This window comes from Pseudoalteromonas sp. BMB (genome assembly GCF_001709235.1).
GTDB classification, from domain to species: domain Bacteria; phylum Pseudomonadota; class Gammaproteobacteria; order Enterobacterales; family Alteromonadaceae; genus Pseudoalteromonas; species Pseudoalteromonas maricaloris.
The window spans coordinates 1-22,096 of sequence record NZ_MBQA01000165.1; the positions used below are offsets into that span (position 1 = coordinate 1).

19 protein-coding genes are annotated in these 22,096 nt (G+C 43.5%); 7 read left to right on the forward strand and 12 right to left on the reverse strand.

What is annotated here, in order from left to right; all coding sequences use genetic code 11:
- Nucleotides 1–12: 12 nt before the first annotated feature.
- A complete protein-coding gene (locus BB427_RS12725; protein WP_083229874.1) occupies nucleotides 13–432 on the reverse strand; it encodes a DoxX family protein in 420 nt (139 codons plus the stop codon).
- Between the two features lie 135 nt (nucleotides 433–567).
- A complete protein-coding gene (locus BB427_RS12730) occupies nucleotides 568–1,464 on the reverse strand; it encodes a LysR family transcriptional regulator (RefSeq protein ID WP_069020997.1) in 897 nt (298 codons plus the stop codon).
- Nucleotides 1,465–1,567: 103 nt separating this feature from the next.
- Between BB427_RS12730 and BB427_RS12735 the strand changes: the two genes are divergently transcribed.
- Complete coding sequence (locus BB427_RS12735) at nucleotides 1,568–2,413, forward strand: SDR family oxidoreductase (protein WP_069020998.1); 846 nt, start codon at nucleotides 1,568–1,570, stop codon at nucleotides 2,411–2,413.
- Nucleotides 2,414–2,464: 51 nt separating this feature from the next.
- Here the strand turns inward: BB427_RS12735 and BB427_RS12740 are convergent, their stop codons facing one another.
- Entirely contained in the window at nucleotides 2,465–2,821 is a 357-nt protein-coding gene (locus BB427_RS12740; protein ID WP_010605604.1) for a hypothetical protein, read from the reverse strand.
- 199 nt (nucleotides 2,822–3,020) lie between these two features.
- Nucleotides 3,021–3,587 (reverse strand): uracil-DNA glycosylase family protein, encoded by a 567-nt coding sequence (locus BB427_RS12745; RefSeq protein WP_069020999.1) that lies wholly within the window; start codon nucleotides 3,585–3,587, stop codon nucleotides 3,021–3,023.
- 192 nt (nucleotides 3,588–3,779) lie between these two features.
- Here BB427_RS12745 and BB427_RS12750 point away from each other — a divergent pair, with 192 nt between their 5' ends.
- Genes BB427_RS12750 through BB427_RS12760 form a run of 3 tightly spaced genes read left to right on the forward strand, consistent with a single transcriptional unit; the run spans nucleotide 3,780 to nucleotide 6,003 of the window.
- Nucleotides 3,780–4,085: a hypothetical protein gene (locus BB427_RS12750; RefSeq protein ID WP_010376045.1), complete on the forward strand. Its 306-nt coding sequence runs from the start codon at nucleotides 3,780–3,782 to the stop codon at nucleotides 4,083–4,085.
- On the forward strand, nucleotides 4,082–5,671 hold the full coding sequence (locus BB427_RS12755; RefSeq protein ID WP_069021000.1) for a PepSY-associated TM helix domain-containing protein: 1,590 nt from the start codon (nucleotides 4,082–4,084) through the stop codon (nucleotides 5,669–5,671). Before BB427_RS12750 ends, BB427_RS12755 begins: the two co-directional genes overlap by 4 nt.
- On the forward strand, nucleotides 5,671–6,003 hold the full coding sequence (locus BB427_RS12760; RefSeq protein ID WP_045990636.1) for a DUF3325 domain-containing protein: 333 nt from the start codon (nucleotides 5,671–5,673) through the stop codon (nucleotides 6,001–6,003). The genes BB427_RS12755 and BB427_RS12760 overlap by 1 nt, the downstream gene beginning before the upstream one ends.
- A 348-nt stretch (nucleotides 6,004–6,351) precedes the next feature.
- On the opposite strand, the gene BB427_RS12765 is transcribed toward BB427_RS12760, so the two are convergent.
- The 4 genes from BB427_RS12765 to BB427_RS12780 form a co-directional block, all read right to left on the reverse strand.
- Nucleotides 6,352–7,170, reverse strand: coding sequence for a hypothetical protein (locus tag BB427_RS12765; RefSeq protein ID WP_069021001.1), 819 nt, complete (start codon nucleotides 7,168–7,170; stop codon nucleotides 6,352–6,354).
- Between the two features lie 229 nt (nucleotides 7,171–7,399).
- The gene (locus tag BB427_RS12770; RefSeq protein WP_069021002.1) at nucleotides 7,400–9,055 is read right to left on the reverse strand and encodes a hypothetical protein; all 1,656 of its coding nucleotides are present in this window, start codon (nucleotides 9,053–9,055) and stop codon (nucleotides 7,400–7,402) included.
- 66 nt (nucleotides 9,056–9,121) lie between these two features.
- Nucleotides 9,122–11,041, reverse strand: a complete 1,920-nt coding sequence (locus BB427_RS12775; RefSeq protein WP_069021003.1) for an alkaline phosphatase PhoX — start codon at nucleotides 11,039–11,041, stop codon at nucleotides 9,122–9,124.
- A gap of 196 nt (nucleotides 11,042–11,237) precedes the next feature.
- Complete coding sequence (locus BB427_RS12780; protein WP_069021004.1) at nucleotides 11,238–11,774, reverse strand: lipocalin family protein; 537 nt, start codon at nucleotides 11,772–11,774, stop codon at nucleotides 11,238–11,240.
- A gap of 173 nt (nucleotides 11,775–11,947) precedes the next feature.
- Between BB427_RS12780 and BB427_RS12785 the strand changes: the two genes are divergently transcribed.
- The gene (locus BB427_RS12785) at nucleotides 11,948–12,490 is read left to right on the forward strand and encodes a DUF6942 family protein (protein WP_069021005.1); all 543 of its coding nucleotides are present in this window, start codon (nucleotides 11,948–11,950) and stop codon (nucleotides 12,488–12,490) included.
- A 302-nt stretch (nucleotides 12,491–12,792) separates the two neighbouring features.
- Here BB427_RS12785 and BB427_RS12790 read toward each other — a convergent pair whose 3' ends face one another.
- The 4 genes from BB427_RS12790 to BB427_RS12805 form a co-directional block, all read right to left on the reverse strand.
- Nucleotides 12,793–13,458, reverse strand: a complete 666-nt coding sequence (locus BB427_RS12790) for a class I SAM-dependent methyltransferase (RefSeq protein ID WP_069021006.1) — start codon at nucleotides 13,456–13,458, stop codon at nucleotides 12,793–12,795.
- A 10-nt stretch (nucleotides 13,459–13,468) separates the two neighbouring features.
- Nucleotides 13,469–17,128, reverse strand: coding sequence for an AAA family ATPase (locus BB427_RS12795; protein WP_069021007.1), 3,660 nt, complete (start codon nucleotides 17,126–17,128; stop codon nucleotides 13,469–13,471).
- Between the two features lie 4 nt (nucleotides 17,129–17,132).
- The gene (locus BB427_RS12800; protein WP_069021008.1) at nucleotides 17,133–18,332 is read right to left on the reverse strand and encodes an exonuclease SbcCD subunit D; all 1,200 of its coding nucleotides are present in this window, start codon (nucleotides 18,330–18,332) and stop codon (nucleotides 17,133–17,135) included.
- A gap of 81 nt (nucleotides 18,333–18,413) precedes the next feature.
- Nucleotides 18,414–18,653 carry a hypothetical protein gene (locus tag BB427_RS12805; protein WP_010376069.1) on the reverse strand — a complete coding sequence of 80 codons (240 nt, stop codon included), beginning with the start codon at nucleotides 18,651–18,653 and terminating at the stop codon, nucleotides 18,414–18,416.
- Nucleotides 18,654–19,113: 460 nt separating this feature from the next.
- On the opposite strand from BB427_RS12805, the gene BB427_RS12810 reads away from it, so the two are divergent.
- Nucleotides 19,114–21,537 carry a M1 family metallopeptidase gene (locus BB427_RS12810; RefSeq protein ID WP_069021009.1) on the forward strand — a complete coding sequence of 808 codons (2,424 nt, stop codon included), beginning with the start codon at nucleotides 19,114–19,116 and terminating at the stop codon, nucleotides 21,535–21,537.
- Nucleotides 21,537–22,025 carry a DUF6702 family protein gene (locus tag BB427_RS12815; RefSeq protein ID WP_039495427.1) on the forward strand — a complete coding sequence of 163 codons (489 nt, stop codon included), beginning with the start codon at nucleotides 21,537–21,539 and terminating at the stop codon, nucleotides 22,023–22,025. Before BB427_RS12810 ends, BB427_RS12815 begins: the two co-directional genes overlap by 1 nt.
- Nucleotides 22,026–22,096 lie beyond the last annotated feature (71 nt).

The window sequence follows — 22,096 nt, forward strand, 5'->3', positions numbered from 1 at the left end:
CCGCAGCTCAGGTTACTTACTCTCTACGAGCTTACTATCGATACTGAATTGACCAGCACCTGACACGGCAAGTGCGAGAAAGCCACCAGCCATTGCAATATTTTTAAAAAACATTAAGAACTGCATTTGGTCGGCCAGATCAAAGTGAAACAGCAACGCACTGACAATACTAAATCCTGCAAATGCAATTGCTGTCAGCTGAGTAAATGCTCCCGCAAGAATGAAAAGCCCTCCTATCAATTCAAAGGCTATAACCAATGGCAGCAGCTCGCTTGGTAATCCACTTGAAGCCATGTATGCAGCATTACCTTCGAAGTATTGGATTTTATTAATCGCAGCCAGTATAAAAATGGCTGATAGCCCTACTCGGCCAAATAAAGATAATACTGATGCCATTGTACTGTTCGGTTTAATGATGTTAATTAGGTTCATGATACTTTCCTCGATAAATATAGACGGTATTGGATTGGCTCTCGGTGATGAGCCGTTGGAAGAAAGTATACGTTCGCTTTAAAATAATTAAATTAGTAAAAATATCACACATCATTCTGTTAAAAAGAATTAAAGCTATCCAAACAGATTCGCTTCCAATAGGTAGTCAATAACCGCCCGTGTCCTAGGTGGAATTTGTTTACGCGATGGATAAATGAGAGAAAACACCAGTTGCTCGCTACTTAACTCTGGACAGATCATTTGTAACTCCCCACGCTCAACTTCTTGCTTCACAGTAGAAGGCAATAACTGCGCAACTCCTAATCCTGCCACTGTCATTTGTTGTAACAGCATGGGGGAATTGCACCAATGTACTTGAGTTGGTGTAAAGTTTACGGCTTCACCGCCACGATAAAACTGTGTCATCCCCGTTGATTTAGCCTGCTCTAACAGTAACCAAGGTAACTGATTTAGCTGTGTGTCTTTGCTTGGTAAACCATGCAATGCTATCAGTTTAGGACTTGCATAGAGCTTAAAACATTCTTGATGTAATTGCCTTGCAACCAATGCGCTATCTTTAGGAAAGCCAACCCTGATGGCGAGATCTATTTGGTCGTTAATTATATCGCGCTTGTCATCATCAACGATGATATTTAATTGGATTTTCGGATATCGCGCCGTGAGTTCAGGAAGTTTTGGTAACAGAAACTTATGTGCGGTGTCGTGTGTCATGGTTATTGAGACCATACCATGAGGCTCTTTGTTATCGAGCAATACCTCAACATCATCCAAAATAGCGTGCAATGAATGCGCTTGAGCCAAAATGTCACGCCCCTCTCGCGTTAGCGTGAGTTGCCTCGTGCTACGCTGCAGTAGTCGAACGCCTAGCATGGTCTCTAACTGGGACACTTGTTCACTCACTCTAGAACGGCTAGTAGCCAGCTTTCGCGCAGCTTGAGCAAAGCTTCCCACATCCACAACCGTTGCAAATATAGCTAAGAGTTTTAGTGCATTTAAGTCTATTGTACTCAATTTCAGAACTCACCATATCGAATTAACCCACTTATGATAACAAAAATTACCACGCATAATAGCCACATCCAATACATTCTCGTTTTAAAAAGAGGTATACATCATGATCGCAATCACAGGCGCAACAGGCAAATTAGGTCAATTAGTTATCGAGTTTTTGACACAAAAGATCCCAGCCAAGCACATCGTGGCTCTTGTCAGAGATCTCGATAAAGGAAAGGCACTCACCAATTTAGGGATCACCGTAAGGCAAGCTGATTATGACAAACCGCATACACTTGATGCAGCACTTGCAGGTGTTGAAAAGCTGCTGCTGATCTCAGGCAATCAGATCGGAAGCCGCACACCTCAACACAAAGCAGTTATTGACGCCGCAGTGAAAAACCAAGTGCGCTTAATCGCCTATACCAGTATTTTGAATGTGGACAATTCACCACTAAAGCTGGCTAAAGAGCACAAAGAAACAGAGGCGTATTTGAGAGCGAGCGGCGTGGCTTATAGCATGCTGAGAAATGGATGGTATAACGAGAACTACACTGATTTAGTACCTGTATTTACAGCAAATAATGCCATTACCTCAATCGCGCCGAAAGCTCAGATCAATAGTGCTGCTCGTGCAGACTACGCACTGGCTGCTGCAACCGTATTAAGTAGTTCTGGCCATGATAATTCAGTCTATGAGCTGGCTGGCGATAACGCATTTACAATTGAAGGTTTAGCACAAGCGGTGTCAAAGCATACTCAAGTTGAAGTAAAAGCAAAGTTTGTATCTGAAGAAGAATACTTGGCCTACTTGGTTGCTCTTGGCGTGCCAGCAGCGTTTGCTGCGTTATTGGTTGACGCCGAGGCACAAGCACAGCAAGGATATCTGGCAACCCAGAGTAATGCGCTCAGCCAGTTGATTGGTCGCCCGACCACAACGGTGGCCCAGTCGCTCGCAAAGAGTTAAGCGTATTTTACCGCTGATATAGTGCACAGGCTTTGCTTGTGCACTTAATTTTTACTCAACCTTGCCTTCTAAGGTTGATATCAATAAGTCTCGGCTCACTAGAAAACCACAAATGCTCACCACGACTAAAAAGATACCGTACATAGAGCCGATATAGACCCAGTCGCTTTGGCCAAACCAAAGGCTTGCACGAGTACCATCATTCACTAACAAGATGTTAACAAGAGACAGTGTGATCACGCTGCGAAAATAAATCGGTTTATCCATATGGCTCGCAAATGCTGCGATAATGAGGGAAAACAGGCATAAGTAGAAGCCTATAACGGAAAACGCACCAGGTTGCATACTAGGATAAAATGCGACGAGAGAAAGGAGTACAGCAGCCCAACCGGTAGTTTTGTATATCATTATCAAGTCCTTTGAAAATGTTAAAAAGTGTTTGTTATGTAAACAGGCTGGAGTATGAGGTAATACTCGTAATTACGCAACTAAATGGTGATAAATATTGGCTGATATGACCTTTATTCCTTAGTTTTAAACCTATCAGATTGCCTTTGATTTTAAACCTAACCCTAAAGCATTAAGTGAAAGCTTAATTAGCGCGTTATCAAGATGATAGCGCAGCTGAAACTCTTGTCTTTAACTGCGGTACACTGTCTTTTTCAAACCAGTCGTGCTTTTTTAACCAGATCTGATTACGGGGGCTAGGATGAGGTAATGGCAAATGACTTTGACTGGAAAAGTCAGCATTTTTTACCATCTCAGTTACTGATGAATATTGCGTTAAGTAGCATTTTTGCGCATATTGCCCAATAAGTAGTGTCAGCGATACGTGGTTGAGTGTAGCTAGCACCTGAGAATGCCACGTGGGCGCGCAGATTTTAGGTGGTGGTAAATCTCCAGATTTCCCTTTACCAGGGTAACAAAATGCCATTGGCATAATGGCAAAGAGTTCAGGGTTACAAAACTGTATTCGACTTACACCCAGCCAGTCTCGCAATCTATCTCCACTTGGATCATTAAACGGCTGGCAGGTTTGATGTGCTTTTAACCCCGGCGCTTGGCCTATAATTAAGACTTTAGCGTTATAACTGCCTTGGATGATAGGTTTTGCGCCCATGGGAAGCGCTTTATCACACAGCTTGCACTGCCTAACACGTTCAAAAATATCCATCTTTCCTTACTTATTTTACCCAATGACACCAAGGGTCATTATGGCATAGCCACATTCAAAACCCCATTGAACCAAAAGCACTTAGTCGTTAAAACGCCTCCACTCAACTTAAAACAAGTACGAATCACTATCATTTAGATGCAAGTTATTGGATAATATTCTATTACGTTTTCTGTCTTTTTAAGAGGTGCTATGCCTAGTCGGGATAACACAAACAATAAGGCTATTTTGTACAGAGCTGAAGTGCTAGCACGCTTTTTCATCGCTATTTTCGGCGGCTATTACGTGACCGTTTTGGCTTCATCTTTGTTAGCTTTAACTTTACCTACTCCGCGCCTAGATGCGCTTTTATATGCATTAACAACCGGCATCGTCTTTTACGCCATCGTTTTTATTTGGGTGTTTGGATGCCGCTCTTTTAGAAAAGTATTTCTTGGCATGATCGGACTACTTTGTATTCTCTACGGCGCACTGACGCATTTTGGAGGCTCCCTGTGAGAGAGTCATTTTTCCGCAGTATGACTTGGCTACACACTTGGGTTGGTTTACTCGTTTGTTGGTTGCTGTTTTTAATCTTTTTTGCCGGTACAGCGAGTTTTTTCAGACATGAGATCAGTCTGTGGGCACAACCTGCGACACATCATCTACCTCATTACGATAGCGCTCAACAAAATGAAACCGTTAAAAAGAGTATCGAACGGTTTCAAGATATAGCACCAAACGCAGAGTCTTGGCGTATTGAAATGCCAACGGAGCGTCGCCCAAGCCTGCTATTGATGTACTCCGAAAAGCCAGCCGAAGGGGAAAGACGTGGAAAACGTCACTCTGAGTATCTTGACCCAGTAACGCTGGAGGCACTTCCTGAGTTTAGAGAGACTAAAGGTGGTAACTTTTTCTACCGCCTACATTTTGACTTGCACTACATGAACGCAATCACCGCGCGCTGGATTGTCTGTTTTGCGACTCTGTTTATGCTGATTGCGCTTATTTCTGGCGTGGTGATCCATAAACGCATTTTCAAAGATCTATTCCAATTTAGAAACGGGAAAGGACTGAGAAGTTGGCTAGATGCCCACAATCTCTCTTCCGTGGTGGCATTACCGTTTCATATTATGATCACTTATACCGGCTTAGTGACGCTTATTTTTATGTTGCTGCCACAACCTGCTGAGCAGCGCTTTGAAGATACAAAAACGCTCCGAGCCGAACGCTACCCCTTTCTTGCTGCGATCCCTGAAACAGGACAACCATTGAAGGAGCTCGCATTAAATACAGCGTTAGATCATTATTTTACTAACTCTGGTGACGCACCGCTTCGCCGCATTGTGATCTCATCACCAGGGGATACAAGTGCAACAATTAAGCTTTATGCCAATGCTCAACGTGCTGTTCAGGATGATCCACCAAGCTGGATGTATAGCGCGGGATCAGGTGAGTTGTTAAAAACACACAATGTGACACTGTCTGGCGCTGAAAATCTCTACGGCGGAATGATAGCACTGCACACGGGCCGTTTAGCAGAGCCGCTTTTGCGTTGGTTATACTTTGTTGCTGGATTAGCGGGATGTGCCATGATTGCTACTGGTGCGGTTATGTGGGCAAAAAGACTGCGCCAAAAGCTCAAAGGTGATGACAAGCCGGGTGTAGGCCTTAGGCTTGTGGAGTCGCTCAATTTAGGCACCATTATGGGTCTGCCAGCCGCAACGGCGATGTTCTTTTATGCAAACCGATTGCTTCCAATGGAATTAGCGGGACGTGCAGACAAAGAAGTTCTGGTGTTCTTTGTTACGTGGGGAGTATTCACTCTGGCTGCTCTATTTAAGTCGGATAGGCTAGCGTGGCTGCTCTCTGCGAAAGTAAATGCTATCGTGTGGGGCTTACTGCCTGTCGTAAACATGCTAACCATTGATGGCAGCATTGTGAGCTATTTCATTAATGGTCAGTGGGTATTATTTGGTTTTGATGTGATGCCTATTGGTATCGCGTTCGGTTTCTTGGTTCAAGCCAAAAAGCTCGGCAGTACCAAAGCAGCGCCAGCGCCAGCGACACCACGGCGCCAAGCAAAGCATGAGGTAAACGCCTAATGGAATGGCTAACGTTTTTACTTTGCCTGCTAGCGTTTATGGGTTTTGCAGTAGCAAAACCCAATCACTATAAAGAAGTATTTGGTACACGTCCAAAAGGTAACGTAACAAGTCAATTAACCATTGCCGGCTGGCTCTGCCTCGGCGGCAGCTTGGCACTTGCTCTTAAAACTCAGGGGGCCTACGGTAGCTTAGAGTTTATTGGTTATATGACCTTGGCAGTATTACTACTTATCGCTATCTTTGCGACCAAACCTAGTTACTTCAGATCACTATTTTACCTAGTCATTATCGCTATGCTGCTCAGTACGCTGTATTGGATCATATTTTAACTAAGGCGCCACTAACGGCGCCTTTTTTAGATCACAATTTTACTAACATTCCTTTGTTAACTCTTTGAAACCACATCATTTAGCATAAAATATCAGCAATAGTGGCGATATACACCGCAAATTTACTAACTCAAACTAAGGTAGGTTAGTAAAATCGTGATCTAATGAGCCCAATAAGCTTAATCAGTTGGTAAAAATATGATCTGATTGTCTTGTTTTCGGGCTAGCTTAGTAAAATCCTGATCTAAGCGCTAAAGGAATACTATTGGTTAGTTAAATTCTGATCCAAAAAGCGAGAAGAGTAACTCAGCTCTGCTCCGAGCTTGAGTTTTATCTTACCTTCAAGGTCTATAGCGCTCTATGCTGCGCTAAAAAGTCACGAGTCAGTTCGTTGGCTTGAGTAATTTCTTCTGGTGACATTTTTCCCTCGAGATCTCTGATTGTCCACTCAACTCTGCCAAATACGTCACTGTTACTCACCACTTCTACAAAAAAGTAAGCAAAAGCGAGAGACTTAACATAATCCTGCCCACCAGTTTGTGGATCTAAGTGTTGAAAGCCAGAGATAAGCTTTAGCATCGAATTCTCACCACCTTGAAGTGCGACCTTGTGCGCTAAGCGATATTTAGTCGCGATAAATGCTTGTCGACGCGAAACTTGTTCATCTCTTGGGACATCTTTTAACTTCAGCTCATCAACCAACTCAAAGTCGCCCAGTAGCCAAAGCAAAGACACTGCTTTATCTGAGCCCTTTTCAGCAGCTTCTATCAACATGTCAACATAAGGGGCATCGCGATCTGCGCTGCCTAAGCACACTTTAAACTTTCTATGCATACTATCTATGATTTCATAGTGCTCATCATTAGCATGCGCTCGTTCAGCCCAAGTGTCGAGTTCACTCTGCGTTTTAGGCACTCTTCTGCATATTCTTATGTTGTTTGCTTGCTCGTAGAGCTCATCAGAACTCTCGTGAGCATGAAGCAAAAGCGGTTGTTGAGCATTTGACTTCTCAACAAGGCGCTCTTCTTGAGGTAATGCCTTGATTAAGTTTGAATTTTCACCCACGAACGGAGTAAGCTGAATGCTGTTATCTTGTGTAAATAACCATGTTATAACGACTAACCCCGTAACAATAATAAAAACCAGCAACTTCTTCACGTATTTCAAACCCACTCCTGTCTTAAAACAAGTGTAACTTTAAAGCAGTAATAAAAACAATGAATTGCCCTCAGAAACTTGCTTTTGGAGTTTCAGAAATAATGAAAAGACATGCACTTATCCGCTACCAAAAGATTAGCGTGCAATTTCAATTTGAAACTACCTCTTATCAGTGCCAGTCCCCTATCTTTGAGCCTTTATCACCTCAGGGCAGGAAGTGTCCTACCCTGAATATACTTTACTCGGCTTTATTCCAATCCAGCTGCATATCCCATACATATCGGTGCTCTGGCTCTAGAGGCTGTTGAGAATCATCGACTTGTTCAAGTACATTACGCGCTTTTACTATAGTGGCGTCACGACCGAATAGGTAACTTTGCTCTTTGACAATGGTCAAGTAGGCTTTATTCAGTGCCAGCGCACGTGGTTTTGAAGGTGTGATCAATTCATAAAGGTTTTTCGCAGACTGCACTTTTTTGCTGTTTACCGTGCCATCTTCGTTAAACCAGCGCATTAGCATCTCTTGGTTTTGCCTAAACTCATCACCGCCGCCAACACGCATCATATAGGTCAAGAACTCCCCCAGCTCTTCGCCTTTGTTAGGTACGTCTTGCATCTCTTTTAAATTGATATAACCCCAACCCAGTTTGCCTTCAACTTTACGCGCAAACGAGAAGGTTTGGTCATAGGTTGAACCAATGGTTTTGTGACAACCATTACAAAAAGCAAGTTCTTGCTCATGTTGCGGACGAAGAGCACCATTTTTGTCTTCGATATAACCGTTAATCGTCCAACCGAAGTTGTTATTGATCCCTTGGTCGCCCAAATAAAGCGTTTGTGGGTAATTTTCGAATGACTTTTCTTTCGCTTCTCTGTAGTAAGCAGCGCCGAGTGACTGCTTGGATTTAAAGTTGTGCTTTTTCATGTAGCGCACTTCTTTCATTCTTGGCGCATTAAATACTTGGCCATTATCATCCACCCCAATATACCGAACGGTGTGTAAGAATTCAGTATCTTGTGGATATAACTGATGAGCAAGCTCGATAGTATTGGCATCACCAAGATAACGTTCACTGCGCAGCATGCTAGTGATCTTCGTGAGTTTGCCATCACCATTTAAATCTACGCCAATTCGCGACTCAGAAATCACTGGCGTTGATATTTCGTCAAGCCCCTTTACAGCCATTTCAACTAGGCTTAAGTTGGCAAGGTAAACGTCCTGATTATACGTTTCGCCCTTTTCTCTGAAGGCGTCAGCAAGGCGGATCATGACATCCCCAGTAGAACCATTGGTTGGCCAGAAAGTACTAGGGAAAGGTTTATAATTGAATGCCACCCAGCCACTGCCGTCTTTTGCTATACCAAGCTCATCGAAGGCTTTTTCCGGATATGCCAAGTTGTTAAGCGGGGTGATCTCACCTTTCCAGTCGGGGTTATTTTTTAGTTTTTCGATAAAAGGGCTGTAATTATCTTGGTTGACCCAGTTAGTAATATCTTGATCTGAGATACCTTTGATAAGCTCAGAACGATCTTTAAACAGATTTTTCCAATGGTTTTTAAATCCAAGATCGGAAAACTCATAGGCGCCTTGCAAATTGGCATCGCGCATCATGTTTGGTCGGTTTTTTTCATCATATGATTGATGGCAGGCATAGCAAGGGTTATTCACGCCATCCGTTTTGGTGTAACACTGAGGTGGGATCACTGATTCAGGGTTATAGACTTCATTGTGCTGCATAAATGCGGCCGCAGGAATATCATCACCCTGTTTATAAGGTGCTGTAGTTTGCGCCGACATAAGTGCGGTATTGGTTAGCCCTTGAGTCTGTTCATCATTACAACCAAACAAGGCTACGCTCGTCAATGCCACTAGAGTTAGGCTAACGTATTTCATTTTTATGACTCCAAAATTTTGCTAAAAAAAAGCAGCGCACCATTCAGTGCACTGCTACTTGCTTAATTATTTTGCTTTAGGGTCATAAAGCCAAAGCGTATTGTTTTCTTGGAAGCCATCTTCACCAATGATGATGCGACCATCTTCCATTACGATTACGTTATCAGGCTGCGAAAGCTGATTAACGTCACAACGCTCAGCGCCAGTTAATGACGAGCGGTAAGTTGCACCCATAACGACCGGCTCAATACGAGTTAGATTATAGTTGTTATCGATATGTGCACGGTATACACCGCCACAATCTTTAACACGCGCAGAAAGCTGCATGTCACCTTCGCCATCAATCATGGTGTTGTCGATATCCGAGATACCGATATACATATAGGCTTTATCTACCACCTCACCGGCAACAACATCTTGACCAGTTACTGCCTCAAGTACGCGGTTATGGTTGATGCTTAAGCCTTCAAGTTTACGCCATTCAGCCGTAGCGCCTTTTTGGCGTGCAGCCTGACGAGACTCAAGGAAGATAGCGCGGTTGTCCATCGCTTTACCTGCCGTTACTTTACCGCCACCGTTTGCAACAGTTGGATAAGTTGCAGCACCTTCTGCCCACGCTTTTACATCAGCAACAGACAGATAGCTTGTTTGACCTTCAACATAGTCAGTCTCATTGATGCCGTCGTATTCGGCCACCCAAGTTTCAATCTGTGTATTACTGCCGCTACCAAGCTCAACCCAGCTAATGTCAAAGCCAGTTACAGCCGGATCGGTAAGGCCTGCATCTTGAGTTAGCTTTGCTGCGTATAGGGTACCTGCACTTAAGTCTTCTGGTTGATCTGCAACAAATTTAAATAGTACGCCACCGGTATCATCTTGTGATGAATAGACAGTACGACGGTCAGGCATTACAACTGAGTTTTCATGCTCATAACGGCCAATTGTAAAGTGTTTTACAACATCAGGTGTTTCGGTTGTAGGATTTTTGATTTCTGCAATGTAACCGTAGCGATAAGGGTTAGGGAAATCAGGTGCCATTAACGCTTCCATTGTGTCATTACCTGTTTCAGCAGGGTTATTCCACTGTGGATCTTGTGTTGAATCAACTTCAGACCAGACAATCCATTCTTCCGAAGTCAGCGGTGTGCCCCAAGGTGATACTGAACCAAAGCAGTTAGCAGCAGTGCCTTTAACACCGTCAAAGTCTACCATCATGGCTTCTTCGATTGACCATTTACCCGTTGTCGCTTTACTCATTTTCAAACGACTGACACCACCTGGGTACGCTTCCCAGTTTGTGAATAGGTAACCTGTGTTTGCATCGACTGGAATATAACCATTGAAATCAGGGTTATCATTTTTAATGATTTCTTCACCAGTTGAGATGCTGTAATGTACACCCAAACCACCTGCTAACCCCTTAGTGCCAAGGTTTGCGAATGTATCACCTGTTTGGCCTAGAATTTGATATTGACCAATTGCAGAAATCACGGTTTGTTGTTCCATGGTCGAAGCAGGAACTGGCGCGCTTGGGATATTTGCAGGTAAATTATTAAAGTTCACACCGGTTAGTACACCAACAGTACCCGTATTGAATGGCTTGCTATTGAACTTATCAGTAGCTGTGTTGGTATCATTTGGGTGCTGAACATTGAAGAACAAGTCACCCCCTTCAGAAAGAAATAGACCAGTTACTTCAGCACCAGCAGGGACGGTTGCGATGCGAACAAGGCCTGGTACGCTGTAACTACCATCGCGACCATTTTGGCCGTCTTGTCCATTTTGACCGTCCTGGCCGTCAGTACCATTTTGTCCATTTGTGCCGTTTGTACCATTTGAGCCATTAGTACCGTTTGCACCATCTTGGCCAGCAGTGCCCTGCTCACCTTGAGGACCCGCAGGACCTTGTGCTCCATCGTCACCATCACAGGCTGTAAGTGCCATTGCAACTGCCGCTGCAATAAGAGAATATGCTACACGCTTCATGAGTTACTCCAGTTCCTAAGTATTATTTTTTGTAAAGCGTGCAACAGTGTGAAGTGTTCCTGTTACAGTTGACTGAATGATTTATTAACCATTTCCTACAGGAATAAGACACTTAGACTCAACTCACATACAGCCTCCCTTCTGTTAGTAAGTTTAAATACCCATAAAAGGAACTTTAGTGTAAAGGGGGTTTACACTATTCTTTTTGAACGGGATCGTGTCTCATATAGATAAGTTCATTGGTGTTAAAACCATATTGTTCAGACATAGTGTTAAACTTGCTCATTACGGAATCGGGCACTTTAGGTGCTCTAGATAGCAACCAAAGGTAATCACGATTGTAGCTGGTAACAAATGCATACTGGTAATCTTCATCTAACTCGAATACCACATAACTGCCATAAAACGGACCAAAAAATGACACTTTCAAATGCGCTATTTCATCATTTGCAACAAACTTAGCTTTGCCAACCGATTCTTTCCACTCACCTTCCTCTGTTACATATCCCTTATTTACGACTTTAATTGAACCGTCGGGATTTTGGCTATAAGTTGCCGTGACGTTCTGCATTCCTCTTTCAAATGAATGGTCTAATCGCGCGATTTCATACCAAGTGCCTGTATAGCGCTCAACATTAAAGTCTTTAACTGGTTTGATGCCATCTGGCAGCCCTGTGCATGCTGAAACTGCAAGCACTATAATCGCTGTGAAAAATAACTGTGGTACTTTCATATAAGTTCTCCATATTCCATCTTGATGTCATACGTAGTATCCAAGCACTAAGATTAGTGACAGGTTTAATTTTTACCTAGTAATAACAAAATTTAATTCAGAACCTTGCCATGCCAATTTCACCTTATTTATTTTAAACTTACGTGCAAATGAATAGACCGCAGCAAAGTATGATGAATACAGCACAGAGCAAAAAAATACTAACTCATGGTTTGGGTGTAGCAACGGGTAAAGTTGCGTTTTATATTGAACATCCACCACGCATAGAACCTTATAATAATTTAATACAAGTCAGTGCGTTAGCGAGTGGGGAGATCGAACATATTAATGCGCATTGCGGCAATGGTTGGCGGAAAATCTTCAATGTTTTTGCCAAGTTCTTATTTGCTGCAAGGCTACCAGATCACGATATTACTAACTATTCAACTTGGCAGTCATATCGAGATAGCGCGTTACTTCAAGCTTCAAGTCAAGAAGCCCTGCTCTTCTCAACGCCTGATTTTTCAGCAAAAACATACGATTGGCATATTATTGCAGGACGCACCTACGCGAAATCATTGCTCAGAGATCAGGTTTTTACTAACAATCTAATTTGGCTAGATGATGAGTTCGCCATTGACTATAACTTGCGCCTTATCATTTCGCCATTTTTGGATTATCGCCAACTTAGTAATATAAAAATCAATAAGTTAGTGGAAATAATAAGACAAGGTTAGATATTAGGCGGCAACTAAACTGTATGCCAATTTATGAAGAGATCAAATTTTTACTAAGTAAAATACTGATCTACCTTCCGTATCATAGTCATTGAGATCAGAGTTTTACTAACTTTTTAGAAGTAAATGACTTGAGGTTGAGATAGAGCGCGGTGACGTCAGTGGCAGAGCAGCAATTGACTTGATATAGATCACTATTTTACTAACTTAATACAAGCTACTTTGAAAGAGTAAGAAAGGAAAAGCCACACCCGAATATGGTCTGGCTTATTTATCCGAAGCTCAGGTTATTTAGATAAAAACTACTGTTTATCTACCACAAAGCCTGCAAATCCAAGGGCTTTGAAGAAAGGTTTAGCAATGCCAAAACCTGCGGTGTCTAGCAGTTCAGCAAGGCGCATTTTATCCACGGGGTAAAACTCATGCTCTAAATTTACCCTCATACGTTGCTCGCCAACATCAGTCAGCCCAAGTTGTTTGCAAACGATTAACTGCGCTTCACGTTCAAAGCTTGTCGCAGGTTTTTCTAAGTCGGCAATAAAAAGACGCCCATCCGACTTTAGCTGCTCACTCATTTGTTTAAACAAGCTTGCTTTATCACCGTTATCTTTTACAAAGTGCATCACCAGCAAGCACAGTACCGCATCTGCTTGATAAGCCTGTGGTGAAATCGCACCATGATGGATCTGCACGCGCTCTTGAAGGCCTAACTTAGTAAAATGCTGATCTGCAATTGCCAACATATCAGCAGATACATCTTGCGCTATAAACCGCCAACTAGGATTTAACTGAGCAAGCTCTACAATTTCTTTGCCTGTCCCTGCACCCACAACCAAAATGGTTGCGCTATCAGGGTAAAGTGCTAACAGTTGTGCCCCGGTAAGTTGGTGAATTAACGCATAACCTGGCACCAGTTTTGTGATCCTAGAGTCGTAGTTTTGGGCTTCTTCGCCCGTAAAAGTCGGCATCCAAATTTCCTTATGTTTGTGGTACTAAATTTAAAGATGAGTAGCCTCCCGGCTGTTTATTCACATGAATACGGGTGGCGATCCGCTCGCTCATCTGAGCAACATGCGAGATCACGCCAACCTTGCGGCCTTGTGATTGCAACGCATCCAGTGCATCAATTGCGACACCTAGCGTCTCGGGGTCTAACGTACCAAACCCTTCATCAATGAATAATGAATGTATTTGCACTTTATTTGATGAAAGCGCAGCAAGTCCAAGTGCTAAAGATAAAGATACCAAGAAGGACTCTCCTCCAGATAAGGTGTTGACGCTACGTTGTTCGTCAGCCATGTCTTTATCTATAACCGCAATTTCCAAAGATTGCTCAATATTAGTAAGCAGATAACGTCTAGAAAGCGTATGCAATTGCTGGTTAGCATACTGCAATAAGATTTTTAACGTTTGTGTTTGCGCCCAATTACGCAATTTTTTGCCTGTTGCGTCGCCTAATAACTTGTCTAGCAAATGCCATTGCTCGTAGTCTTGTTGCAACTGAGCGAGATTTGCCGCTTGCAAAGAAAATTGTTGTTTATTCTGAGCATCAACCTCTAATGCACTTTGCACTTGTAGTAACTGATTTTGAGTTTGCTCAAGTGCTTGCGTCGTCTCGGTATGACTTTGCTTAACGTGTTCACTATCAACCCCATCAGGATACTTACTTTCAAGTTGGCTGAGTTCTTCACGCTGATGACTAAGCTGCAGCTTAGTGTTTTGAAAGGCTTGCTGAACTTGCGCACACTTTTCTAAATTCGCTCGCGCTTCATCCAACGAAACCTCAAGTAACGCTAATACTTTTACTTTGTTTAGCTGCCCTTGCTGGTCGAGCAGCCATTGTTCAAAGCGCGCATCAAGTTGCTGCAACCGCGATGTTTGCTCGGCAATTTGCTTTTCTAGCTGCGTCAGACTGTGTTGGGTCTTTTCACGCTGTGCTTCGGTTTGGCTCAGCGCCAACTGGGTTTGTGTGATCTGCTCTCGGCTTTGCTGTTCTTGCTGCTTCAGCTCTGCAATCCAATCATCCAATCTGGTGTGCTGCTGTGGTAAGTATTCAGCACGTTCGCGATTGAGGCGTTCAATATTCTGCTGATGTTGTAAAAGCGTATGTTCTAATTCTTCAAGCCGCTGCGCCTCATCTTGTTTTTGTTGACTGACAAGATGTAATTGATGCTCAAGCTGAACTTTATTCGCCGTTAACGCATCTGTACGCTCGGTGGTTTTTAGCCAAGTTTGCACCCCCGTTTTAAGTTGGCTAATGGCAGCTTGAGGAGATGAATCAAAGTTTTGCCACCACGACTTATCGGAAATTAACGCTTCAAGTCGATTGCGTAAGGCGTCTGCTGTCTGTGATAGCTGCTCATATTCGGTTCGCAAAAAGGCAATATGATTGCCTAAATCATGGTGCTGCTGCTGAAGTGCCTGCCCTTTATGTTTAGCCTGCTCGAGGTGTTGTTGTGCCTGCTGAACCGATTGCCACTGGCGGTCGATATTATTGCGTAACTTTGATAGTTCATTTAGCCGTGACTGAATACTCACGAGTTGCAATTCAGCTTGCTCAGCGCTGCCAACTTTATACTCATCGCTCAATGCATCTAGTCGAGCGCGATTCTCATTTATTTGCTTAGTGCAGTGAGCAATTTCCTGAGTGACTGACTGCCATAGCGCATTCTCACGCTCCTTTTCACCGACTTGTTGATTATAACGCTGCAACACTTGTTCACGAGCTTGCTCAGCAGCTTGATACTGAGACCGAAAATCCGATAGTAGCTGTTCCCAGTGGGCATCGATGTGCTCCACACCATAAGGATGTTCTTTTGAGCCACACACCATGCATTCTTGCCCTGCCCGCAGTTGAGAGCGTAAATCGCTGATCCGCTCACTTGCGCGTAACTGCACTTGCTCCAAGTTATCACGAGTTAGGGCTAGGCGCTGCTTAGACAACTCGTCTTGCTGCTTGGTATCTCGGATCAGTATCTCAAGCCTTTCCAAGCCAATATGTTGTTGAGTTTGTTGCGATCGTAACTGATGCAGCAAGGCATCCCCTTCTTCGATACTACGATAGGCCTGCACGCATAGAGACCAGTTTTGCAATGCCAAATTTAGGTCTTGTTGAGTCAAAGGTGCGAGTGCTTCTTTTAACGCTGAGAGCGCGCTGGCTTCGGTGTCGTAAACCTTTTGTAGATGCTGTACCTCAGCCTCATGTTTGCTCAATTGTGTACCTAGCGCTTGCTGTTCGCTCGGTAATTTTTGCAACTGGGTTTCATGATCGTTACGTTGTTGTTGGTACTTTTGCAGATCATCGAATTGAGGCTGAACCACGCTCCATTGCCCGGCAATATTGCTAACTGAGTGCAAGTTCGCTTGCTCATGCTCTAGCTGCTTTAATTCAGTAGCGATCTCGCCTTGTTGCACTTGATACTTCTGTATTGCAGCTTCATGTTGCGCGATAAGATTGGCGTGCTTGTCGAGATAGGGCTTAGTTTCTCGTTCTTGCGCTTTGTGTAGGCTCAGCTTTTCATCCAATATACGAATGGTATTAAAGCTTGGTTCTAACTTTACAAAATTGGCTTGCTGCGTAATAAGCTGCTGTTCAAGTTGCTGCTGTTTTGCTTTTAGCGTTGCAATAGCGGATGCAAAATCTTGTTGCTGCAGTGCTAGCTGCTCTTGAGATAGCTGCGCAACGCGTTTATCCGCCAGCTCATGCTGCTCACGGTTATCACGCATCTCATTGGCTTTTAAGACTTGCTGCGCATATTCCTGCTGTGGCTTTCCCTCTGCTATTTGCTGCTCAAGCGTTTTTAGCGTGTGTTCCACCTCAGCTATTTTTTGCTTTCTTAGCTCGACATCCGCGAGCCATTGCAGCTGAGCTTGCAGCTTTGTGCTTGTTTCTTGTTGTCGATTTCTTGTTTCAATCAACGCCAACTTCTGTGCTTCAAGTTCGGCAAGCTGATCTGGTGACAAAAGCACAATTTGACCTAGCCTATCTTGCAGAGATTGCAGCTCAATTTTCTTTTGTTTGTGCGCTTCAAAAACCGCTTTACCGATATTGCTGAACTTTTCGGTACCCGTAAGACATTCTAGTAACTGAGCCCGTTCATCTCCCCCTGCCTTCAAAAACGCGGAGAACTCATGCTGAGCAAGCAGCACGGCCCGAGTAAACTGTTCAAAGTTAAGCCCGACTAGCTGTTCGATTTTTTGTCCCGTTTCTTTTTTCTTCTCACAGACTAGGGTCATATCTGGTAGGCTGAACAACTCAATTGTAGCGTCTTTTAAATTTCCTTTAGGGCTTTTTCTAGCGCGTTTTACCGACCAGGTAGCTTGATAACGCTTGCTATCTTGAGCAATAAAAACCACGCTCGCAGATGCTGCAACACAGCCCCGACGCAATAAGTTTCGCGGGTCATTTAATTTAATGTTATCGCCATTAAAGGCAACTCTCTCTTTGTCGTCCGATTTTAACCGTGCGGTTTTGCCATAAAACGCGAGACAAACCGCATCCAGTAAAGTGCTTTTTCCCGCCCCTGTATCACCAGTAATGGCATAAAGACCGGTGTCTTTGAGTGGTGCCGCAGTAAAGTCGACTTCAGCACTTTCTATAGAGGCAAGGTTGGTGATTAATATTTTTTCAAGTTTCATTGCACTACTCCTCCATGCTCGCGATCACTTCTGCTAATTTTTCATGCAATGTCGCGGGTGCTTTTTCCTGCTCAGGTTCAATTTCGCGATAGGCAATATCCAACAAGGTATTGGGCGATAACGATTCAACTTTGCCCAAATCTTCAAACAACCACTCACTGGCGGCTGCGCCTTTAGACACCCGCTCAATACCACAAAACTTAATATCCTTTCCTTTTAGCGCTTCATCAATCTCAGCTCGAAAGCGGCTATTGGTTTCCGCTGCAGATAATTTTAAGCGAATATAGGGAGCGCTATCGAACTTGCTAAAATCCTGCGCCGCGATAGCTTCGCATAATTCAGTCAAGCGCTTTGCACCATTTTCAGGGATATATAGCACATCTTTAAAACGGGGAACGTAAAGGGGGTTTACATCGATCAGACCTTGCTCATTAAATTCAGCGAGCAATACCTGATGCTTATAATTGCGTTCGGAAAATGACATTGGCAAAGGTGTGCCGCAGTATCTGATAGCGCTTTGCTTAGCGACGGTTTGCGCTTTATGTAAATGACCTAACGCAACATAGTCAAACTGCTCGCCAAACACGCCTGCAGATACCGCATCAAAACCGCCAATGTTGAGGTTACGCTCAGAATCTTCAGAAATCGTTCCCCCCTTGGCGTGCAGATGCCCCATTAGCACAATAGGACCTTTCACTTCTTCTATCGTGCTTAGCGCATGCTGATAAGCTAATTGTACCCCGGTTTGATAGTCAAACTCGTCAGCTAGCGGTTTTGGTAAATCAGCACTGCGCAAAAATGGCATTGCCACAACATGCATATGCTGCGCGGCGATGGGTAAATCGATAACAACTTGTTCAGGCGCTTGTTTGTTAAAGCGTCCAATAACATGGGTGTTGAATAAGGTTAAGAGTGGTTTTGCGGTTTCAATGCGATTAGCGGAATCGTGGTTGCCTGCAATCAGAATAATGTGCAGCTGAGGGCACAGTTGAGATGCTTTTTGGATAAAGGTATACAGTTGCTTTTCAGCACTGGCGGGCGGTGTTGCGGTATGAAAAATATCACCGCTGATCAACAGTACATCGACTTGCCGTTCAACCAGCGCATCGCATAGCCAGTCTAAAAACAGCTGATGCTCTTCACTGCGATCATGCTCGTAAAACGATTGCCCTAAGTGCCAGTCAGACGTGTGTAAAACCTTCATTTAGCGTTCCTTTTCCTATAGAAACGCTAATATAGCATCGTCGAGCAATATTCGTCTTGTGAATATTGACGCTTTAACAGCTTAGTGAGTCAACTGCCACCAAGCAAAAATGATTATAGGTAATGCTAGTAAAAAGAATTTAGCAGGTAACTTGAAAACACGACTATGCTTATCTTGCACGCGTTTAATCGCCGATTTCTCGTTACAGGCAGCTACTTTATCAACATAAAAATAGCCGTCATCTAAATAATCTTTACAGTTTTGTTCGTCTGCAGGAATTGCAACAAACTTCTCTTGTTTTTTTAGTATGTAGAAATCCATACTGCCCACCACATTCGATTCGCTAAACGGGTATTTAGTACAGAGCAAAACTAACGCCAGTTTTACCCAGAGATTGTAAAGTGCGCGATTTTAAAGACAAACTTGGGTCAATATCAACAACTAATTTTGTTTTCTTTATTTATTTATAAAATGTACACAATAACCCAGCAAAATACCTTTTTGGCATACAAATTAATTTTTTAGACCACTGTATTTTTTCTATCAAAAACAACAGATTAAAAAACACTCAAAACAGTCTCATTTCAGTCGTGTCCAAATCTTGTTACTTTATCTCAAAACTTTGATTTATGTGTTTTTATTTGTCAGTTTATTGACACGTAGAAGGTTTTATTTGTCTTCCTTTGTCACCATGTAAATCCCCTCTACTCACTCAGAGCAAAAAACTGAAATAAAAATGTTTATCGGTCAATGCCTTGGCATGATAAAACGGGAAATAACAATGAAAAAATCAACACCAGCTATGCCTTTATTGGTTGCACTCGCGCTATCCGGTGTCGCACACGCCAGCGCCATTTCACAAACCAAAGGGCATTTTGAAGATAAGTTTCGCCAATTAGACGAGACTTTACCGACCCCAAATATCTACCGCAGCGCAGCCGGTGAGCCCGGAGAGCGTTATTGGCAACAAAAGGTGGATTATGATATTGATGTAAATTTGGACGAGAAAGCCAAAAGATTAACCGCTACGCAGACCATAAATTACAAAAATAACTCTCCTCACACCCTCAAATATTTATGGCTACAATTAGACCAAAATATCTTCAAAAACGATTCAATCGCTGAACGAACTGCAACTTTCGGGAACGAATTACAGAGTAATCCGGTTACAAAACATGCAAAAATTTCACTAAATCAACTCAGACGCCAGCAGTTTATGGATGACACTGAGCTTGGTTTTGTCATCAATAATGTCAAGGATGGTCGCGGTAAACCGCTCAAGGTCACGATTGTTGATACCATGATGCGTGTTGACCTAAACGAACCGCTCAAATCAGGTAAAGATCTGCAATTTAGCATGGACTTCGCCTTTAATATTGTTGAAGAAGATGCGGTTGGCGCACGTTCGGGTTATGAGCACTTTGAAAAAGATGGTAATGACATCTTTTTGCTCGCGCAATGGTTCCCTCGTCTAACGGCGTATACAGATTATGAAGCTTGGACCAATAAGGCGTTTCTTGGCAGTGGTGAGTTCACGCTCGAATTTGGTGACTACGACGTTGAAATCACGGTGCCGGCCGATCATATCGTTTCTGCAACCGGTGAGTTAGATAACCCAAAGCAAGTTCTGAGCAAAACCCAGCGTGACAGACTAGCGCAAGCAAAAACAGCAAAACGCCCGGTATTTGTCGTTACTGAAGAAGAAGCGCTAGAAAACGAAAAAGCCGGCACAGATGACACAAAAACGTGGCGCTTTAAGGCCAAGAATGTGCGCGATTTTGCGTGGGCTTCATCACGTAAATTTATGTGGGATGCTAAAGGCTATCAGCAAGGTGGTGACGAGCAGCCTCTCGTGATGGCCATGTCATTTTTCCCCAAAGAGGGGGGTGACTTGTGGAAAAAATACTCCACCGAAGCCGTTATTCATACCATGGAAGTCTATTCACGCTTCTCGTTTGATTACCCCTATCCAACCGCTCAGTCGGTAAATGGTCCTGTCGGTGGGATGGAATATCCGATGATCACTTTCAATGGTCCGCGTACGAAATTGCAAGATGATGGCTCTCGCACCTATTCACTGGCCGAGAAACGTTTTTTAATCGGCGTTGTCATTCACGAAGTGGGGCATATCTACTTCCCCATGATAGTCAACTCAGACGAGCGCCAATGGACATGGATGGATGAGGGCCTCAATAGCTTTTTAGATGGCGTTGCCGGCCGCGAATGGGATCCCACCATTCCTTGGGGCGTAGAGCCAAGAGATGTTGCTGCCTACATGAAATCTGAAGATCAGTCTCCAATCATGACGCAATCAGACAGCGTATTGCATCTCGGTCCAAATGCCTACACTAAGCCTGCTGCGGCTCTTAACATTCTGCGCGAGGTGATTTTAGGCCGTGAGCTATTCGATTTTGCATTTAAAGAATATGCCTTACGCTGGAAATATAAACGTCCAACGCCTGCCGACTTCTTTAGAACGATGGAGGAAGCTTCTGGGGTCGATTTAGATTGGTTCTGGCGCGGCTGGTTTTACAGCACTGATCATGTCGATATCTCATTAGATAAAATCTATCAATTGCGGTTAGATACCAAAAACCCAGACATCGATTTTGGCCGCCTACGTGAGTTTGAAAAGAACAAACCAATGTCGTTATTCGTCAAACGCAATCAAGAACAAGGGCGCGCACTTTGGATTGATAAAAACCAAGACATAACAGACTTTTACGATAGTAATGACCAGTTTACGGTAACCAATGAAGAACGAAATGAGTATCGTGAGTTTTTATCTGAGCTCAAACCTTGGGAAAAACGTACCCTTGAGCGCGCGGTAAAAGAAGACAAAAACTATTATGTGCTTAAGTTTAGTAATGTCGGTGGACTCGTGATGCCAATCTTACTTGAGCTCACGTACCAAGATGGTAGCAAAGAAGAGCGAACTATCCCTGCCGAGATTTGGCGTCGCAATGCCCGTAACGTCAGCAAGCTAATTATTACAGATAAAGATAAGCCGCTTGCATCCGTGACTGTTGATCCGCGATGGGAAACTGCTGACGTTGATATCGAGAATAACCATTACCCAAGGCGCATTATAGAATCCCGCCTCGAACTCTATAAAAAGAAAGAGCGTGAAGGTAAAGTGTATCGCGATATCATGCAAGACGTGAAAGCCGAGCTAAAACCATTCGAAGAGAAAAAGGATAACTAATGAAAACCTGGCGCTTAGCCTGTTTATTTGTGCTGATTTCGCCGCTTTGTCAGGCGCACCAATTAAAAGCAGCGATCACCACTGTTTTATTTAACGAACGCAGTGGCAATATCGAGATCATGCACAGATTTTATCTCCATGATACTGAGCATGCGATAGAGAGCCTACTGAGTCACAATGCCGACATCTTTAACAATGCTGCAGATAGAGCAAGCTTTGCGGATTATGTCAGTAAGCACGTTGAAATAAAAACAGGCGCAGGGAAAGTTCTGCCTTTAAATTTGGTTGGTGCGGAAATCGATGGCCAATTCTTTTGGGTATATCAAGAAACCCCGCTGTTCTCACCAATAACAGAGCTTAAAATGCGTCACAATGCACTCAGAGATGTGTGGTCAGAACAAGTCAATTTAGTAAACTTCGAAGGCAAAGGAAAAGTCAGGTCGCTGCACTTTGATGGCAATGATGATTGGCTAAGCGTCACGTTTTAGGTTATCTAACTCGCTAAAGTAAAAAGGCACTTCGGTGTCTTTTTTACTTTATCAACTCACGTTCTGCGCTA

Excerpts from the sequence above, each read along its gene's own strand:
- BB427_RS12740 (WP_010605604.1), bottom strand. The coding sequence starts at position 2,821 with ATGATATACAAAACTACCGGTTGGGCTGCTGTACTCCTTTCTCTCGTC.
- BB427_RS12790 (WP_069021006.1), bottom strand. The coding sequence starts at position 13,458 with ATGCCGACTTTTACGGGCGAAGAAGCCCAAAACTACGACTCTAGGATC.
- BB427_RS12800 (WP_069021008.1), bottom strand. The coding sequence starts at position 18,332 with ATGAAGGTTTTACACACGTCTGACTGGCACTTAGGGCAATCGTTTTAC.
- BB427_RS12760 (WP_045990636.1), top strand. The coding sequence starts at position 5,671 with ATGGAATGGCTAACGTTTTTACTTTGCCTGCTAGCGTTTATGGGTTTT.
- BB427_RS12725 (WP_083229874.1), bottom strand. The coding sequence starts at position 432 with ATGAACCTAATTAACATCATTAAACCGAACAGTACAATGGCATCAGTA.
- BB427_RS12785 (WP_069021005.1), top strand. The coding sequence starts at position 11,948 with ATGAATACAGCACAGAGCAAAAAAATACTAACTCATGGTTTGGGTGTA.
- BB427_RS12795 (WP_069021007.1), bottom strand. The coding sequence starts at position 17,128 with ATGAAACTTGAAAAAATATTAATCACCAACCTTGCCTCTATAGAAAGT.
- BB427_RS12770 (WP_069021002.1), bottom strand. The coding sequence starts at position 9,055 with ATGAAATACGTTAGCCTAACTCTAGTGGCATTGACGAGCGTAGCCTTG.
- BB427_RS12735 (WP_069020998.1), top strand. The coding sequence starts at position 1,568 with ATGATCGCAATCACAGGCGCAACAGGCAAATTAGGTCAATTAGTTATC.
- BB427_RS12810 (WP_069021009.1), top strand. The coding sequence starts at position 19,114 with ATGAAAAAATCAACACCAGCTATGCCTTTATTGGTTGCACTCGCGCTA.
- BB427_RS12745 (WP_069020999.1), bottom strand. The coding sequence starts at position 3,587 with ATGGATATTTTTGAACGTGTTAGGCAGTGCAAGCTGTGTGATAAAGCG.
- BB427_RS12805 (WP_010376069.1), bottom strand. The coding sequence starts at position 18,653 with ATGGATTTCTACATACTAAAAAAACAAGAGAAGTTTGTTGCAATTCCT.
- BB427_RS12815 (WP_039495427.1), top strand. The coding sequence starts at position 21,537 with ATGAAAACCTGGCGCTTAGCCTGTTTATTTGTGCTGATTTCGCCGCTT.
- BB427_RS12780 (WP_069021004.1), bottom strand. The coding sequence starts at position 11,774 with ATGAAAGTACCACAGTTATTTTTCACAGCGATTATAGTGCTTGCAGTT.
- BB427_RS12775 (WP_069021003.1), bottom strand. The coding sequence starts at position 11,041 with ATGAAGCGTGTAGCATATTCTCTTATTGCAGCGGCAGTTGCAATGGCA.
- BB427_RS12750 (WP_010376045.1), top strand. The coding sequence starts at position 3,780 with ATGCCTAGTCGGGATAACACAAACAATAAGGCTATTTTGTACAGAGCT.